At 67.5% G+C, this 17,528-nt stretch carries 14 protein-coding genes; 4 read left to right on the top strand and 10 right to left on the bottom strand.

What is annotated here, in order from left to right:
- Nucleotides 1-2: 2 nt before the first annotated feature.
- Nucleotides 3-908, bottom strand: a complete 906-nt coding sequence (gene galU / locus RM50_RS11450) for a UTP--glucose-1-phosphate uridylyltransferase GalU (RefSeq protein WP_043452687.1) — start codon at nt 906-908, stop codon at nt 3-5.
- A gap of 104 nt (nt 909-1,012) precedes the next feature.
- On the opposite strand from galU, the gene RM50_RS11445 reads away from it, so the two are divergent.
- The 3 genes from RM50_RS11445 (at nt 1,013) to cpaB (ending at nt 2,860) form a co-directional block, all read left to right on the top strand.
- Entirely contained in the window at nt 1,013-1,633 is a 621-nt protein-coding gene (locus RM50_RS11445) for a 5-formyltetrahydrofolate cyclo-ligase (RefSeq protein ID WP_043452686.1), read from the top strand.
- Between the two features lie 112 nt (nt 1,634-1,745).
- On the top strand, nt 1,746-2,018 hold the full coding sequence (locus RM50_RS11440; protein WP_043452683.1) for an FmdB family zinc ribbon protein: 273 nt from the start codon (nt 1,746-1,748) through the stop codon (nt 2,016-2,018).
- A gap of 113 nt (nt 2,019-2,131) precedes the next feature.
- A complete protein-coding gene (cpaB, locus tag RM50_RS11435; RefSeq protein ID WP_082007059.1) occupies nt 2,132-2,860 on the top strand; it encodes a Flp pilus assembly protein CpaB in 729 nt (242 codons plus the stop codon).
- An 87-nt stretch (nt 2,861-2,947) separates the two neighbouring features.
- Here cpaB and RM50_RS11430 read toward each other — a convergent pair whose 3' ends face one another.
- From RM50_RS11430 to RM50_RS11400, 7 genes are all read right to left on the bottom strand, one after another.
- Nucleotides 2,948-7,309 (bottom strand): AAA family ATPase, encoded by a 4,362-nt coding sequence (locus tag RM50_RS11430; RefSeq protein WP_082007058.1) that lies wholly within the window; start codon nt 7,307-7,309, stop codon nt 2,948-2,950.
- 181 nt (nt 7,310-7,490) lie between these two features.
- Entirely contained in the window at nt 7,491-9,080 is a 1,590-nt protein-coding gene (gene guaA, locus RM50_RS11425) for a glutamine-hydrolyzing GMP synthase (RefSeq protein ID WP_043452678.1), read from the bottom strand.
- Between the two features lie 167 nt (nt 9,081-9,247).
- Entirely contained in the window at nt 9,248-9,754 is a 507-nt protein-coding gene (locus tag RM50_RS11420) for a DUF3817 domain-containing protein (protein WP_043452676.1), read from the bottom strand.
- Entirely contained in the window at nt 9,751-10,641 is an 891-nt protein-coding gene (locus tag RM50_RS11415; RefSeq protein ID WP_043452674.1) for an SURF1 family protein, read from the bottom strand. The genes RM50_RS11420 and RM50_RS11415 overlap by 4 nt, the downstream gene beginning before the upstream one ends.
- Before the next feature lie 73 nt (nt 10,642-10,714).
- The gene (locus tag RM50_RS11410; protein WP_043452673.1) at nt 10,715-11,203 is read right to left on the bottom strand and encodes a PTS sugar transporter subunit IIA; all 489 of its coding nucleotides are present in this window, start codon (nt 11,201-11,203) and stop codon (nt 10,715-10,717) included.
- 40 nt (nt 11,204-11,243) lie between these two features.
- Complete coding sequence (locus tag RM50_RS11405; RefSeq protein ID WP_043452672.1) at nt 11,244-12,983, bottom strand: glycerol-3-phosphate dehydrogenase/oxidase; 1,740 nt, start codon at nt 12,981-12,983, stop codon at nt 11,244-11,246.
- 101 nt (nt 12,984-13,084) lie between these two features.
- A complete protein-coding gene (locus tag RM50_RS11400; RefSeq protein WP_043452671.1) occupies nt 13,085-14,221 on the bottom strand; it encodes a GuaB3 family IMP dehydrogenase-related protein in 1,137 nt (378 codons plus the stop codon).
- A gap of 70 nt (nt 14,222-14,291) precedes the next feature.
- Here RM50_RS11400 and RM50_RS11395 point away from each other — a divergent pair, with 70 nt between their 5' ends.
- Entirely contained in the window at nt 14,292-14,897 is a 606-nt protein-coding gene (locus RM50_RS11395; RefSeq protein WP_043452669.1) for a hypothetical protein, read from the top strand.
- Here the strand turns inward: RM50_RS11395 and RM50_RS11390 are convergent.
- Nucleotides 14,894-16,753 carry an ABC transporter ATP-binding protein gene (locus RM50_RS11390; RefSeq protein WP_043452667.1) on the bottom strand — a complete coding sequence of 620 codons (1,860 nt, stop codon included), beginning with the start codon at nt 16,751-16,753 and terminating at the stop codon, nt 14,894-14,896. The two genes, RM50_RS11395 and RM50_RS11390, sit on opposite strands and share 4 nt — an antisense overlap.
- 72 nt (nt 16,754-16,825) lie before the next feature.
- On the bottom strand, nt 16,826-17,528 hold a 703-nt coding region (locus tag RM50_RS11385; protein WP_043452665.1), incomplete at its 5' end, for an HNH endonuclease signature motif containing protein.

The raw sequence follows: 17,528 nt of genomic DNA, 5'->3' as shown, positions 1-17,528 counted from the left end.
CGCTACCGGGAGAGGCCGGCGGTGAAGCCCGGCAGCCATTCCCGCAGGCCGGGACCCAGGTCTTCGCTGTCAATGGCGAGCTGGACGCAGGCCTTGAGGTAGCTGAGTTTGTCCCCCGTGTCGTAGCGGCGGCCGCGGAACACAACCCCGTACACGCCGTGGCCCTCGGCGTCGCCGGACGCCAGTTCCTGCAGGGCGTCCGTCAGCTGGATTTCGCCGCCGCGTCCCGGCTTGGTGTGTTCGAGGACGTCGAAGACCGCCGGGTGCAGGACGTACCGCCCGATCAGGGCAAGGTTGGAGGGCGCTTCCTCGGGCGAAGGTTTTTCGACGAGCCTGTTGACGCGGACGTAGTCCCCGCCGTCGATCGCCTGGACGTCCGCACAGCCGTACGCGCTGATCTGCGAGGGTTCAACTTCGATGAGCGCGACGACGGAGCCGCCCGTTTTCGCCTGCACGTCAATCATGGTGCTGAGGAGTTCGTCGCGGGCGTCAATGAGGTCATCCCCCAGCAGGACCGCGAAGGCCTCGTTGCCCACGTGCTGCTTTGCCCGGAGCACTGCGTGGCCCAGGCCATGGGGGTCGCCCTGCCGGACGTAGTGGATGTCACCCAGCTGGCTTGCCGCCTGGATGGACGCCAGCTTCTCCGTGTCCCCTTTGTCCTCAAGGGTCGATTCGAGGGAGGGAACCCGGTCGAAATGGTCTTCAAGGGCGCGCTTGTTACGGCCTGTAATCATCAGGATGTCGTTGAGGCCCACGTGCACGGCTTCCTCCACCACATACTGGATGGCAGGCTTGTCCACGACGGGCAGCATTTCCTTGGGCATCGCCTTGGTGGCAGGCAGGAACCTGGTGCCCAGGCCCGCTGCGGGAATGACGGCTTTGCGGACTCTGGGGTTACTGGTGTTCACCGGTCTAATCTAGCGTCAGTCAGGCGTTTCAGTAACCACCGGCGCGGCGGCCCCGCGCCCGGACCGCGAAGCCACGGCATCGCGGGCCACCCAGGAAGGACACCATGCTTCAGGAGACCAACGCAGTCAAGGACGATATCCGCGCCGCCCACCGGAGGCGGCGGGCAGGCCTGTCACCGGCGCAGCTGGAGGCCGCTGGTTCCGCCCTGGCCATCCACGGGGAAGCCTGGGCGGGCAGGGTCGCCGGCGGCAGCCCGGGAACTGCCTGCGTGTACCTCGGCGTGGGACAGGAACCGCCCACCTTGCCGTTGATTGCCGCGCTGCACCGAAGCGGCCACAGCGTCCTGCTCCCCGTCTGTGAGCCGGGACGGGAAATGAGCTGGGTGTACTGGACGCCCGGGACAGGATTCGAGCGCAGCAAATATGCGCCGATCCTGGAACCCGCGGGAGTCCGCCACGGCCCGGAGACGGCCGGAGGCGCGGCGATGCTCTTCATTCCGGCCACAGCCGTGGACCTCGCGGGAAACAGGATTGGCCAGGGCGGCGGGTACTACGACAAATTCCTGGGGCATCTTGCTACGGCGGGGAAGGAAATTCCGCTCGCCGCGGTTATTTATGACGAAGAATTGCTGCCCGCCGGCCGGATTCCCGCAGAGGAGTTCGACCGGCCGGTCCCGGCGGTGCTCATGCCCTCCGGATACCGGCCCCTGGCGGGCGGCGCCTGAGCCCGGGGCTGCCGGACCCAGATGATAGAATTAGCACTCAGGCCCTGCGACTGCTAATGGTTTACCAGTTGGCAGCACGGGACCTCTCGTTTGCCCAAGAGGAGGAGCACCAGTGCCTACATATGCTTACGCCTGCAAGGATTGCGGCCACGCCTTCGACATTGTCCAGTCGTTCTCGGACAGCAGCCTGACGTCATGCCCGGAATGCGGGGGAACGCTGCGCAAGAAGTTCAACAGCGTCGGCGTCGTCTTCAAGGGCTCGGGCTTTTACCGCACTGATTCCCGCGACTCCAAGGGCAGCTCCGTCTCCCCCGCACCCTCCGCGGCGCCGGCTGCACCGGCTCCCGCACCTGCCGCTTCCGCGCCCGCAGCAGCCGCCAGCTAGGACTTCCACGCCATGACGACGGCGGCCGGCGCCTTCCTGCGCCCGGCCGCCTTTGTCCACATAGGCGCAGTTCAGCCTCCCTGGCGTGCCGCCCCGCCCCTTAGCGTGGGCGCATGCCGATACTTTCCCGCCCTCACCGCAACGGCCCGGGGTGGCCCGCGGGCACCAGTTCCCCGGGACGCCGTCCCGGATACCGTTCGTTCCGCTCCCGGTTTGCCGGCTGGCTAAGCCGCAACCGACGCCTCGCTGCAGCCCTGCTCTTCTGCGCGGCGGCGGCCATCACGGTGCAGCAGCTCACTCCTGCCCCGCTATCGACCGTCACGGCCCTTGCCGCTGCCAGGGACCTCCCTGCCGGCACCGCAATGACGGCAACCGACCTGGCCCGTGTCCAGGTGCCGCCGGGGATGATGGCCCCAGGATTCCTCCGCGACGACGCAGCCGCCACCGGGAAGCAGCTTGCTTCCCCAATGCGCAAAGGACAGCTCCTCACCGATGCCCAGCTCCTGGGCCCCGGGCTCCTCGCTGGTGCGCCACCCGGCTCGGCCGCCGTTCCCCTGCGCATGGCGGATGCGTCATCCATCCAGCTGGTCTCCCCCGGCCAGTTGGTCAACGTCGTACTGACATCAGCCAACGGCTTCGACCAGCAGGGGCCATCCGAGGTTCTCGCCTCTGCCGTCCCGGTGCTGTGGACATCCAACAAGGGTGGGCAGAGCGGCCAGTGGCTGGGCACCACGGAAACGGACGGACTGCTCGTCGTGGCAGCCACCGCGGAGCAATCCTCCCGCCTGGCCGGTGCCTCCACCCAGGGCAGGCTGTTCTTCGTCCTGGTCAGCCCGCCCTAAACCCTCGGGAACCCTCACCAGTGGAACCCCTCACCAGCGGAACCCCGCAGCGGGACCAGGCGCCACCCGTCCGGGCGCCGCAGGCCCTTAGCCCCAGTGCGGCGGCCGCTGTTCCTTCAACCAGGCGTCGTGGTCATCGTCCCGGTCACCCCAGCTGCGGGCGTCGTCCTCGGCGGCCTTGGTCGGAAGGAGGTCCCCGGTGCCGGCCTTCGTCGTCCGGGCGGCAGGCCCGTCCGAAGCCGGCTTCGCGGCGCCAGCTGCGTCACCCTGGGTTTCAGGTTCCGCGGTCCCGCTGTCGTTCGCAGCGTTGCCGTTTACGCTGTTTTCGTCCACAGCGTTGCCGTTCATCCCGCTGCCGTCCACAGCGTTGCCGTTCATCCCGTTGCCGTTGCGGCGCGGATCTTCCTCGCGCACGTGTCCTCCGCTGATCCCGTTCACGGCCAGGTCTCCCTCCGGCCCGCTGTTTCCTGTTGGGGAGTCACCGGCCGTGGAGGCCGTTTCCCTGTTGTCCGGGGCACTGGCGCGGCGTCCCTGCCCGTTCCGGCCGAAACCGGTGCCGGCGGCGTCCGTTCCTGCCTGGTGCCCGTTCCCGCCGGCGTCCTGCCGGTTTCCGCTGTCATCGCCGCGGTCGTCGCTGGGCAGGTAGGAAACACCACCCGGCGCAGAAGCGGCCATTCCATGGAACGCCTGGTCGAAGTCATCGTCAAGGAATCCTGCAGAGGGCGTGGTCCTGGCCGGCAACACCATCTTTTCCAGCCCAAGGTAGCCGGCGATACGGTCCGCGCAGGACGAAGGATCGGTGAAGACCTCGATGGTCCAGAGCGGCATATAGCGCCACCCCAGCCGCTCCAGCAGTTGAGGCCGCAGCCGGCTCCGTTCACGCACGCTCATGGTGCGGTACTGCGCAGTGCCGTCGGACTCAATGGCTACGGGCCGTGGAAGGTCGGACTCGTCCTGGCCCATGGTGTTGAGGGGGTCGGCGGCGGCAACAACGTCGATGGCGCCGTCGTACTGGTGCCAGACCCTCGCCCCGCGGGCCCGCAGCCGGTCGCCCAAGTCCGCGACCAACGGATCTGCCCCCAGTGCCTGTTCGCTGGCGGCCGCCCGGGACGCGGGGGTACCCAGGTCGGTGTTGCCGGAAATCTCCCGGTCCAGCAGCGTGTACAGGTCCACCGCGCCGTGGGTGAGCCGGGTGTGGTCCAGGTCCTCGGGACGGAAGCAGGTCAGCACGTGCATGGAACGGCGTGCGCGGGTCATGGCCAGCGCGAATTTCTCCCTGCCTCCTTCCGCGGAGAGCGGCCCGAAGTTGTGCAGCGCCCGGCCGTGCGGGGTCCGCCCGAATCCCGGCGAGAAAATGACGTGGTCGCGGACCAGTCCCTGAGCCCTTTCCAGGTCGACCACCCGGAAGGACTCCGGGCCGGCGCCGAAGAATCCGGCCAGGCCCGGCTGGTTGGACAGCTGGAGCCGGATGGACTCGCCGATCCGCGCGGCGTGGCGCAGGCTGGCGGTAACCACGGCGAGGGACGTCCGCGGGCGCATGCGCGCGTGCTCGAAAACCAGTTCCACGACGCGGTTGACCTCGGCCACCACGGATTCCACGCCTTCGTGGTCGGCGCTGGGAAGCCCCGTGCCGTCAGGAAGGTACTCCACCAACAGGGAGCGGTCCAGCCCGGTCGCGGACTGGCCTTCCGGCAGCCGGCGCAGGCCACCGTCGTAGATGTTCTTGCTTAGTTGGAGGACAAGGTCTTCGTCCACCGCGCGGTACACCACGTTGAGCCGCCACACCGGCAGCACGGCGGAGAGCGCGGTGAAAGCGCTCTCCACACGGTGGTGCGCCGATTCGCCGGGCGCGAGCCGTTCCACCCCAACCGTGAATGTCCGTGGCGTGGCGATGCGGGAATCGCCGAAGGCGATGACCTGCCGGGCGCGGGCAATCGAGGGCAGGACTGCCTGCAGGGAGGTCGCCTCGGCGTCGAGGATCACGACGGCATCGAAGTGCTGCTCCGCGGGCAGCAGGCCCGTCATCAGGTACGGGCTGACGGACCAGACCGGAACCAGGCTGCCGATCAGGTCAGGTGCCTGCGCGGTGAGGGCCGGCAACGAGACCCGTCCGTCCTTCAGCAGGCTGCGCAGGAGGTCCGCCTGGCGGGGCTGGGCGGCAATGGCACTGCGCCACCGTTCAGCCAGGTCCCACCGAAGCCGGGCGGCACCGCTGGCGATGTGGGCGTTGTCGGCCAGCCGGTACTCGGCCTCGAGCTGGCGCAGGGCCTCGCCGTCGGACATGGCCAGGTAGTCGTCGCCGCTGATCATGGCTTCGAGGGCGGACTGCCACCAGGCAAGTTCGAGTTCTGCGGCGACGGATCCTTCCGGAACTTCCCGCTCCGCGAGGTCATCGAGCAGTTCACCGAGTCCGTGTTCGCGCATGTTCTCGATAAGGAGCGTCCGCTCGGGCAGGGTCTTGAGGGTGTCGGTATCCGCCACCAGCCGCTCCAGCCGCTCCATCAGCCGGGCGTAGGGAACGGTTGCCAGGGATCCGCCGTCTTCCGTGTGCCGCAGGGCCTCGCCGAGCTGCGCCAGCTCGCGGTCCAGGGACCGGTACATGGCGTTCATTTCGGCCAGGCCGGATGGAACCGCGGGGTGCCGCTGGGTGGTGGCGTACCCTGCCCACAGGGCCCGCTGCTCCTGGACCAGGACCAGCGACGAGTGCAGGTCCGCGATGTGCACGCCGGGGCGGACGTATTCCTTCGCCACCCGGCGAAGCCGGGAGCGCTGCATGGCCGTCAATTCGATGCCGCGTTCGCGGCGCCAGGCGGACGGGGCCGTGGCGGAGATCAGGTCCGTGACCGGCCGGTCGAAGATGTCCGGGGTGAATTTGTCCAGGCTGCCGCGAACGGCCACGAGCAGTTCCAGCTGCTCACCCCACTCGGCGAACGACTCGCCCAGGCGGATCTCCGCATGCTCGGCCACTGCCTGCATACGGTCGCGCAGGGCAGGAAGGCTTTTCGCCACGGACCGGACCAGGTCCTGGGCTTCCTCCGTTTCCTTGCGGGTCAGCAGCCGGGCACCGTGCCAGGGGCTGGTGGTGGCCGCTTTGCTGAAACTGCCCAATTCCGCGGCGCGCCGAAGCCTGCCGGCCAGCTCCTCACGGTCACGGATGTTGTCCAGGACGCTCCGCTTGAGCCGGACGGTGGTTGCCGGCGCGGGATGGATGGACGTGAGCTCGGCCAGTGACTGCATGGCCTGGTACGGCGAGCAGCCCCACCGCTCCCGGACGTTGTGGAGCGACGCCACATGGTCCATGAGCGCATGCCGGTGCTCGGTCAGGGTGGCATGCAGGTTCCCGAGCTGCGGCTCCAGCGACTTTTCGTTGCGGACGATGGCCCGGACCAGTTGGCCCTTCAGCTGCTGGGCGGAAACGTTGCCGGAGAGCTGGAACAGGATGGACTCCAGCCCCAGGGTCTCCAGGTGTCCGGATACTTCGTTCAGGCTGGCGCGGCGGTCCCCCACCACCAGCACGGTCTTCCCGGCGTCCACCAATGCGCCGATGGTGTTGATGGCGGTCTGGGTCTGGCCGGTACCTGGCGGGGTGCTGACCACCAGGGAGTCGCCGGCACGGGCAGCATCAATCACATACTGCTGGTCCGCGTCGGCGTCCAGGAGGAGGAGCTCATCCTTTGGGTGCCTGTTGTCCAGGTGCGGGAAGCGGGACGGGTCCGGGTCCTGCACGTCCACCATTTCGCCGCCGGCCGCGGTGGCGAGGGCGGAGACGATGGGATGCGAGTCGTTGATCCAGGGATCGTCGAGGTTGCCGGAGAGGTCCGCGAAGGTGGAAACCAGCAGGTTGTGCTGGGTTTCGGCCCCGTGGATGGGCCGGATCAGGGTGGCCAGCCGGTCCAGGACGGGCTGGGGGTCGAACCGCGCCGTGCTGTAGGCAAGGCGGGTGACGGCGTTGACGTCGAAGACAATGCCGTGGATGTTCTTCAGGTGCCGCACCAGCGCGGGGTTGATGTGTGCCTGCTCGGTGAGCTGAAGTTCGAAGTCGTCCTCGCCCGGGCGGACGGTGAGGGAGATGGCGGTCAGCATCACCGGGGCGGATACGCGCTGAGGTTTGCCCCCGACGGCGGACGTCCACACCACGGTGCCTGCGGACAGGTAGCCGGCATCGATGCCGCGGTCGTTGGCAAGTTCAAAGATCTTGGACCGGATGTTCCGCGATGCCCGTGCCGCCACGACATACTGCTGCCGGTCCCGGATCAGCGTGGACAGTCGGGTACGGCGCCCGGCCATGAGCTGGGCAAGCCCGGAGGGGTGGGCCGAGGTGAGGTCGATGGAACCTTCGGGGGTCTTGGTAAAGCGCAGCATCGTGTCCGCGCCGGTGACCGGTTTGAGCCCGGACAGCCATTTACGAAGCTCTTCCGAGCCTTCCGGGTGGCCTTGACCAACTGACACTTCTGCCTTCTTTTCTGCGTTTGCACGTGACGCCCTGGACCATACCGGCATAGCTTCGAGAGTAGCCGCTTCGACGCCGGACTTGAGAGACCGCAACACTGGGGCAAGGGAATTTGCGGAGGTTTTCACCGGGAAAAAGCAGTGGCCGGCCCCCGCTGGCGGAGGCCGGCCACTCACAGTGCTATTCCCATTCGATGGTTCCCGGCGGCTTGCTGGTCACGTCCAGCACCACCCGGTTGACGCCGTCCACCTCGTTGGTGATCCGGTTGGAAATCCTGGCCAGGAGGTCGTACGGAAGCCGCGACCAGTCGGCGGTCATGGCGTCCTCGGAGGAGACGGGACGGAGCACGATGGGGTGGCCATAGGTGCGGCCATCGCCCATGACGCCCACGCTGCGGACGTCGGCGAGCAGGACGACCGGCATCTGCCATACGTCGTTGTCCAGGCCGGCTGCGGTCAGCTCGGCGCGGGCAATGGCGTCCGCCTTGCGCAGCAGGTCCAGCCGGTCCTTGGTGACCTCGCCGACGATCCGGATGCCCAGGCCCGGGCCCGGGAAGGGCTGGCGGCCGACGATTTCCTGCGGCAGGCCAAGCTGGGCGCCCACTGCGCGGACCTCGTCCTTGAACAGGGCGCGCAGCGGCTCGACGAGCTCGAACTGCAGGTCCTCGGGCAGCCCGCCCACATTGTGGTGGCTCTTGATGTTCGCGGCACCTTCACCGCCGCCCGATTCGACGACGTCCGGGTACAGGGTGCCCTGGACCAGGAATTTGATCTTTTCGCCGTGCGCAGCTGCCTCGGCGATGATGGCCAGTTCGGCTTCCTCGAAGGCGCGGATGAACTCGCGGCCGATGATCTTGCGCTTGGTCTCGGGGTCGCTGACGCCGGCCAGCGCGGACAGGAAGCGTTCCTGTTCGTTGGCCACATACAGCTTCACGCCGGTGGCAGCCACGAAGTCGCGTTCCACCTGTTCGGCTTCGCCTTCGCGCAGGAGGCCGTGGTCAACGAACACGCAGGTGAGCTGGTCGCCCACAGCGCGCTGGACCAGGGCTGCCGCCACGGCGGAATCGACACCGCCGGAAAGGCCGCAGATGACCCGGGCATCCCCGATCTGCTGGCGGATGCGCTCCACCTGCTCTTCGAGGATGTTGCCGGTGGTCCAGTTGGGCTCGATCTTGGCGCAGTTGAACAGGAAGTTCTCGAGCACCTGCTGGCCGTAGGCGGAGTGCTTGACCTCAGGGTGCCACTGCACACCGAACAGGCCCTTTTCCTCGTTGGCGAAAGCGGCCACTTCCGCGCCCGCCGTCGTGGCCAGGACTTCGAAGCCTTCCGGCGCCCGGTGGACGGAGTCGCCGTGGCTCATCCAGGTCTTCTGGTGCTGGGGCATGCCCTCCAGCACGGAGCGCCCCTCGCCCAGGATGGTGGTTTCCGTCGATCCGTACTCCCGCAGCCCGGTCTTGTCCACCGTGCCGCCCAGGGCGTTGGCCATGGCCTGGAAGCCGTAGCAGATGCCAAAGACGGGGACGCCCGCTTCGAAGAGGTCGGCACCCACGCTGGGGGCGCCGTCGGCATAAACGCTGGAAGGTCCGCCGGAAAGGATGATGGCGGCGGGGTTCTTGGCCAGGAGCTGCTCGGTGGAGTAGGTATGCGGAACCACTTCCGAATACACATTCGCTTCCCTGACGCGGCGGGCAATCAGCTGCGCGTACTGGGCACCGTAATCAACAACCAGCACCGGCTTCTGGGAAGTTTGGGATGCAGTGGGAGTAGTCACCGTAATAGCCTACTTGGCGCCGTTGCACCGGCGCATCTTGGGACGGCCCGCTGTGACGGAGCAAACGTCCGACGGCGGCTGGCCGGCCGGGCACGCCGGCTGCGGCTGGCCGGCCGCTTGGGTCTGCAGCGGGTTGGCTGCGCGGCGGGTTGGGGCTGTGCGGGAGTTCAATAGCGCTGCGGCGCCTGCGGGTTGGCGGCCAGTTCGGCCTCCACCTCCGCGTGGAACTTCTTCTCGACGATGAAGGACAGGAACGGCACCACGCCGCCAAGGGCCAGCAGGACCAGCTTCAGGAACGGCCAGCGCATCAGCGACCAGAGCCGGAAGTTGGAAATCAGGTAGACCACATACATCCAGCCGTGCACGATCAGCACGGTGACGGAGATATTGACGCCGTTGAGTACACCGGCGGGCTCGGCATCGGCGAACCCGAATCCGAACGGCTGGCCGGTCACGGCATTGGTGCCGCCGGCGAACAGGTACTGCCCGAAGCCGTAGCGCACCACGAGTTCGGCGCACAGCAGGAGCAGCATGGTGCCCGTGAGGTAGGCCATGACCTTGTAGAACTTCAGGGCCGACCGGATCTGCGCTTCCGTTCCGCCGAAGCGGCGCTTCCTGGACGTCTTGCCACCCGGGGTCTGGGCGGACGGGGTGGCAGGTTTCGGATCAATCATGGCTGTACCTTTTGTTCGTGCTGGCCAGGCTGCGGGTGCTGTCCAGGCTGCTGTGGAAGCTGGTGCGGGTTGTGCTGGGGGTCTTCGGGGCCGGCCGCGCCGTCAGCCTCGAGTGCTTCCTCCAGGTCGCGGTGGTAGTCGTCCTTGACCAGCCGCCACCAGATGAAGAAGGCGAATCCAGCGAAGACCACCCATTCGATCGAGTAGAAGAGATTAAGCCAGTTGATGTGCTGCCCCGGCGGCTGCGGCCCGATGTTCAGCGGCAGGAGTTTTCCGGGCGCTGCCGCGGCACTGACGTCCTGGCCCGCCACCACCTCGGCCGTGGCTGATACGAACCCGGGGTAGCTGCTCACGTCCCAGTAGTTGATGAGTTCCGCCACGGAAACGGCCGTCGCCTCACCCGGCTTGGCCGCTTTCCCGGCCACCGGCGCTTCGGAGGGCAGCAGGCGGCCGGTCAGTTCCACCAGGCCCGACGGCGGTGCGGCCGCATCCTGGGGTTGCGCCACCCACCCGCGGGCCACGGGAATCCACGTCTGGGGTGATGCCGCCGCGCCCGAGAGCGTGGGGGCGCCGTTGACGGCGAACGCCGCGACCACCCAGTAGCCGCTCTTTCCGTCATGCAGGCGGCCAGGGACCAGCACCTGCTTGTCGGGGCTGTACGTTCCCTGGGCGGTGACCATCTGGTCCGCCACACTGCCGTGGAAGAACTCCCCCGGCTGGAGCGTGGCGGTGAGCGGCTGGATCTGCTCGGACGCGGGGTTGACCGGCACCTCGGGCTGCGTGGATCGGCCGAACTGCCACTGGCTCAGCAGCACGAAGACCCCGGAGAGGACGATCGCCAAGACAAAACCGGCGATCCATCGGGGCTTAAGGGCTGTTTTCCACACGTCTTAACCGTACTTCGTACTTCTGTAGAACAACTAAACGCCAGGGACGGACCAGCCTGGGCCGCGGCCCGGGCTAATGGTCGAAGAACACGAGGCTGGAGTTAATCAGCTCGGCGATGACTTCGGCGTCATAGGCACGCCGCAGGGATTCGCGGAAGGACTCCTTTGAAAGCGAACGGGCCAGCGTGGCCAGCACTTCCAGGTGGTCCGAAAACGAGCTGGCCGGTGTGGCAATGAGCAGGATGACCGTGGCGGGTCCGTCGGCGGCACCGAAGTCCAGCGCATGACCGTATTTTGCGATGCCGACGGCGATGGAGGTTTGGGACACGAATTCGCTGCGCGCGTGCGGCAGTCCGACGCCGCCGGGAAGCCCCGTTGCCAGCTGGTGCTCCCGGGCGTTGACGTTCTTGAGGAACCCGTCAAGATCCGAAATCCGCCCGGCAGCGTACAGCCGCTCTGCCAACTGGTTGGTGGCGTCCGTCTTGTCCTTCGCCTCCATCTCCAGGATCACCATGTCGGGAGTGGTGAGGTGGGCGTCGTACGGGTCCAGTGGTTCCGCCAAGGCGTATCCCTTCAGTCAGCAATGCGGGGCAAGCGGCCCCTCAGCGCAAGGGCACGATGTCTTCAGCGCCCAAGCGGGCGGCGTCCGCGGATTCGTCGTCCGGCTGTTGCTGGCTAAGGCGTTCTGCTTCCACACGGGCAATGTAGTGGCGGACCTCGTTTTCACGCTGCGCGTCACTCCAGCCAAGGACGTCACCCATCAGTTTAGCGACAACGGGGGCAGCGGACACACCGCGGTCCCACGCCTCGATGGAGATGCGCGTGCGCCGGGTGAGGACGTCCTGCACGTGGCGGGCCCCCTCGTGGGTGGCCGCGTAGACGGCCTCAGCCTGGAGGTAGTCGTCCGCGCCCGGCAGGGGCTCCGCGAGTTCGGGGTTCTGCGCAATGATGGCCAGGACCTCCGGTGTCATGGACCCGTAGCGGTTGAGCAGGTGCTCGATCCGCGCCACGTGGACGCCGGATTCCTCGGCGGTGCGGTTGCGGCGGTTCCAGGCTGCGCGGAACCCACTGGCACCCAGCAGCGGGATGGTCTCCGTGCAGCTGGGCGGCACCCGCTCGTCCATGGTGCGGGTGGCCTCATCCACCGCGTCCTTGGCCATGACACGGTAGGTGGTCCATTTGCCGCCGGCCACCACCACGAGGCCCGGAACCGGGTGCGCCACCACATGCTCGCGGGACAGCTTGGCGGTGGAGTCGTTTTCGCCGGCCAGCAGCGGGCGCAGGCCCGCGTATACCCCTTCAACGTCTTCCCGGGTCAGCGGCCGCTTCAGCACCTGGTTGACGTGCTCCAGCACATAGTCGATGTCCTTGCTGGAGGCGGCGGGGTGCGCCTTGTCCAGGTGCCAGTCGGTGTCGGTGGTGCCGATGATCCAGTGCCGGCCCCAGGGAATGACGAACAGCACCGACTTCTCAGTGCGCAGGATCAGCCCCACCGTGGACTGGAAACGGTCGCGGGGAACCACCAGGTGGATGCCCTTGGAGGCGCGGACCTTCAACTGGCCCCGGTCGGTGACCATGGCCTGGGTTTCGTCGGTCCAGACGCCGGTCGCGTTAATGACCTGCTTGGCTCGGATGCTGAACTGGGTGCCGTCCTCGCGGTTTTCGACTTTGGCGCCGACCACCCGCTCGCCTTCGCGGAGGAAGTCCACCACCTTCATCTGGTTCACGGCATGGGCGCCGTAGTACGCGGCCGTGCGGACCAGGTTGGCGCAGTATTTGGCGTCATCGACCTGGCCGTCGTAGTACCGGATGGAGCCGACGAACGCATCGTTCTTGAGACTGGGGGCGGCCCGGAGAGTTCCCCGGCGGCTCAGGTGTTTGTGGAAGGGCACGCCCCGGCTGTGTCCGCTGGAAATGGACATGGCGTCATACAAAGCGATGCCGGCCCCCACGTAGGGCCGCTCGATGAAGGGCTTGGTCAGCGGGTACAGGAACGGCACCGGCCGTGCCAGGTGCGGGGCGATCTCGGACAGCAGGAGGCCGCGTTCCTGCAGAGCCTCTTTGACCAGGGCGAAGTCCAGCATTTCGAGGTAGCGCAGGCCGCCGTGGATAAGTTTGGAAGACCGTGACGAGGTTCCGGCTGCCCAGTCGCTGGCCTCCACGATGCCAACGCTCAGGCCCCGGGTGACAGCGTCCAGCGCCGCTCCGGTACCGACGATCCCGCCGCCGACGATCAGGATGTCCAGTTCCTGGCCGGGTTCAGTTGTGGCACGCAACCGCTGGATGGCCGTTTCCCTGGCTTCCGGGCCAAGGACCCCGCCGTTTGCAGGAACACTCTTCATTGAACGCCTCCAGTGCCTCGTGCCGGTAGTAAACCCACACTACTTGCTCGTGGCGTGCTTTGGGCAGGGCGGCCGCGGTCCACGCCGCCCTGCCGGCCGCGTCAGTTCCCGGCGTAGGGCGACACCACGACGTCGACCCGCTGGAATTCCTTCAGGTCCGAATAGCCCGTGGTCGCCATGGAGCGGCGCAGCGCACCGATGAGGTTGGACGTGCCGTTGGTGTGGTGGCCGGGTCCGAAGAGGACTTCCTCCAGCGGCCCTACGGTGCCCACGTTGGCGCGGTCACCGCGCGGAAGTTCCGTGTGGTGCGCTTCCTGGCCCCAGTGCCAGCCCTTGCCCGGGGCTTCCTCTGCCCTCGCCAGGGCGCTCCCCAGCATGACGGCGTCGGCGCCCATGGCGATGGCCTTGACGATGTCGCCCGAGGTGCCCATGCCGCCGTCGGCAATCACATGGACGTACCGGCCGCCGGACTCGTCCATGTAGTCGCGGCGGGCGGCGGCGACGTCGGAGATGGCGGAGGCCATCGGCGAGTGGATGCCCAGCGCGCGGCGGGTGGTGGTGGTCGCACCGCCGCCGAAGCCCACCAGCACGCCGGCCGCGCCGGTGCGCATCAGGTGCAGCGCCGGGGTGTAGCCGGCGGCGCCGCCCACGATCACGGGAACGTCGAGCTCATAGATGAACTGCTTGAGGTTCAGCGGTTCGTGGTCCTTGGACACGTGCTCGGCGGACACGGTGGTGCCCCGGATGACGAAGATGTCGACGCCGGCAGCCACCACGGTCTTGTAGTGCTCCTGGGTGCGCTGCGGGGTCAGCGAACCGGCAACGGTGACGCCGGCTTCACGGATCTCGGCGAGGCGGGACGTGATGAGTTCGGGCTGGATGGGGGCCTGGTACAGCTCCTGCATCCGGCCGGTCACGGCGGGACTGTTGGTCTCATCCTCGAGGGAAGCGATCTCGTCCAGGACGGACTGCGGATCCTCATAGCGGGTCCAGAGGCCCTCCAGGTCAAGGACGCCCAGGCCGCCGAGCTTTCCCAGCGCAATGGCGGTCTGCGGCGACATGGCCGAGTCCATCGGGGCGGCAATCACCGGCATGCTGAACTGGTACGCGTCGATCTGCCAGGAGACGGAGACATCCTTGGGGTCGCGGGTGCGACGGTTGGGGACGATTGCTATGTCATCCAGGGAGTAGGCACGACGCCCACGCTTGCCACGGCCGATCTCGATCTCATAAGTCACTGCTCTAGGTTATCCCAGCGCCGCATCCCACCCGCCCAGCCGGGCCGGGGCGGTTGGATACAGTGGCGGGATGGGCAGACACTGGATCTTCGACGGGCACATAGCCGGCATCGGCACCGCCTCGGGGCTGCGCGCCGTGGTGGGCCTCTGGCAGGACTCCCCGTTCGGGACATTCGCCGATGTGATGGTGCAGCAGCCCTCGGGGCACCGGCTGCTGCTGGCGCCGCGGACGGACGTGGCCGGGTTCATTTCCGCGACCTACAGCTTTGACGAGGTCCGGGTGCTGGACGTCCGGGCGTCGCTGGCGGACCGAAGGCTGACGGTCGACGCCGGCCCGCTGGAGATCCAGGCCGTCACCGGAGCGAGGACGTACCTGGGTTCGGCGCTGCGGGCAGTGCCCCGGCGCCTTGCCGTCCATCCGCGCTGGCTCTCCGCGGTGAGTCCGCTGGCCGCCCTGGCGGCCCCGGGCGCCCGCACCTACGGCACTGCCGGCAGTGGAAGGACGGAGTTCTATGGGGTGACCGACCTGCACCATGTGACCTCCGCCGTCGTCCGCTGGGAAGGATCCGACGCCGGCGCGCTCGCTCCCATCCGCCCTCCGGTCACGTTCGGGTTCAGCAGCGTTCCGCCGCGGCCCAGCGTGGCGAGGGTCCGGACAACCGTGGTGGAGGCCTAGGTTCCTGTTGGTTCCTCCACGGTGAGCTGGGATTCGAACATCCGGAAGTAGCGTCCTCGCAAGGCCACCAGTTCCTTGTGGGTGCCCTGCTCCACGATCTGCCCGTCCTCCAGCATGTACACAATGTCGGCCTTCTCGATGGTGGCCAGGCGGTGGCTGATGGCAATGATGGTGCTGCTGCGGTCCGCGAAGAGGCGGGTAAAGATCCTGTGCTCGGCCAGTGCATCAATGGCCGAGGTGGGCTCGTCCATCACCATGAAGGACGCATCCCGGTAAAAGTTCCGGGCCATGGCCAGCCGCTGCCACTGGCCTCCGCTCAGGCCGCTGCCCTTCCGGCCGCGGGGATCCTCCATCCAGTTGCTGACGTGGTTGTCCAGGCCGTTGGGCAGCTTGTTGATGAACTCCAGGGCCTCTGCATCGGCGGCAGCTTTCCGCACGCGGTCATCGTTGCGCGGATTCTGCACGTCGCCGAAGTAGATGTTGTCCGCGGCGGTGGCGAACTCGTACTTCAGGAACTCCTGGCTGAGCACGGCAAGGTGCCGGTGCCAGGAGGTGACGTCGACGGCGGCGAGGTCCACGCCGTCGAGCAGCACCTTGCCCGAATCGGGACGGTAGAGGCCGGCGAGGATCCGGATCAAGGTGGACTTGCCAGCACCGTTCTCCCCCACGATGGCGATGTGCTGGCCCTGGCGGATGGTGAGGCTGACGCCCCTGATCACCTCGATGTCGCTGCCGGTATAGGTGAAGCGGATGTCCTTCAGCTCGACCTCTTCGGGCGCGCCAAGGAGGGGCGGGGCATGTTCCGCGTGCACGGGCATCGCCATGAAGAGCTCGTAGTCCTTCAGGTTGGCCAGGTCCTCGTCGATCGAGCTGAGTGACGACACCAGGTTGTTGGCGGTGGACAGCGCGCGGCTGACGATTTGCTGGACGTAGAGGAACTGGCCCACCGGGGCTGCCCGGGCGATGATCTGGCCCACCACCCAGATCAGCGACACCACCTCCGCGCCGTACTGCAGGGCGTCCGCGGCCAATTGCCGGGGGATGTAGCGGCGCTGGTAATCCAGGCGGCGCCGTTCGTCCGCGTCGCGGAGCCGGGAGCGCAGGTCCATTAGGAAGCCAACGATCCCGTAGAGCCGCATCTCGGCAATGTGCTGGGGGCGGAGGAGGTTGGTTTCGATCATGCGGCGCTGGCGGCGGGAGTCAACCTGCGTGTTCCAGTGGGCGATCTGTTCGCGGGACAGCTTGAACTGCAGATACACGCTGGGCACGATGGCCACCAGGACGATGACGGCAATCCACCAGCTGACCAGCAGCAGGGCACCAACCGCCAGGATGACCGACACGAGCTGGGTGAAGATTGCGGCGATCCGGTCCAGGACGCGGGCGTACGAGTCGGAGAACCGCTTGGCGCGGTCGTAGAGGTCGACCGTCTCCTTGTCGTCGTAGCGCCAGAATTCAAGGGCCAGGAAGCGCTCATACATCTGGTCCCCCACGATGGCGCCTACCTTGAAGCTCATCAGTTGCTGGATGTAGCGGTCCACACTGTTGAAGGCGCCCCAGAAGAGACCGAGGGCGGCGGTGACAATCACGTAGATGACGGCGAGGCGGCCGGCGGCGGCGTCGCCTGCATAGGCCGCTGCCAGGGCTGTGGTGGTGAGGGACGCGAAATAGGTGGTGACCAGCGGCAGCACGGCCGAGATCAGGGATCCGAGCACCTTCATGATCACGGCGCCCGGGGAGGCCCGGAAACTCACTCGAAGGACCTGGGCCACGGCTCGGGCATACGGACGCAGGGCGAGCCGTTTTTGGGGATCGCGTTTGGGGGTCAGTTCCGCCGGATGGCGCGGTTGGGACATGGAATCAGCCTAGTGCCGGCCCAGGGCCAAAAGGGCAGCGCCGACCCATCCGGCGACGGACGGGAACACGGGTTAGACCGGCAGCACGAACGGCTTCCCGTAGAACTCCGCCCACACGGGGTCGTCCGGTGGGAGGTGGTCGGGGTCGATGGGGGTGTCGTCGTCCGGTTCCCACGGCGGGAGGTCTTCGGGGCTGACTTGTTCGCCGTGGAAGCACGCGGGCGGCGCAGCACTACCCGCCGGGAGGATGCCTGGTGGCCAGTGGGTCGGTTCGGGGGTGGGGCCTTCGGGTTGGTAGTGGCGGCCGGTGGGTGAGGTCCAGCCCGGGGGCTCGTCCGGGGTTGCCGGATCCGGGGTCCAGTGGCTGTGGTGTTTGGGGCAGAGCTGTGCCAGGTTGCTGACATCCGTTGCGCCGCCGTGGTGCCAGGCGGTGAGGTGGTCGGTGTCGTTGTCCGGGGTGTGGTTGCTGCAGCCGGGGAAGGTGCATTTCCGGTCCCTAATCCTGAGCCATTGTTTGATGGCCGGGGTGAGCCGGTAGCGGGTACGGCCGATCTCCAGGGGTGCCCCGTTGCGGGGGTCGACCAGCACCCGGTGGAACGAGTCCGCCCCGTCCGCGACGAGTTTCCGGGCCATCGACGCGGGGATGGGGCCGTAGCCGTCCAGTTCCGCGGGTTCGTCGGTGAGGCCGAGCAGGGCGAACACCGGCACTGTGATTAGGACGTCCGCGCGCGGGGTGGGGACCTTCCCGATCTCGCCCGTGCTTCCGGCAGCTTCA

The organism is Pseudarthrobacter phenanthrenivorans (assembly GCF_000813845.1).
Lineage (GTDB): Bacteria > Actinomycetota > Actinomycetes > Actinomycetales > Micrococcaceae > Arthrobacter > Arthrobacter phenanthrenivorans_B.
The sequence above is the reverse complement of the archived record's forward strand: the minus strand, read 5'-3'. Positions and strand labels throughout refer to the sequence as shown.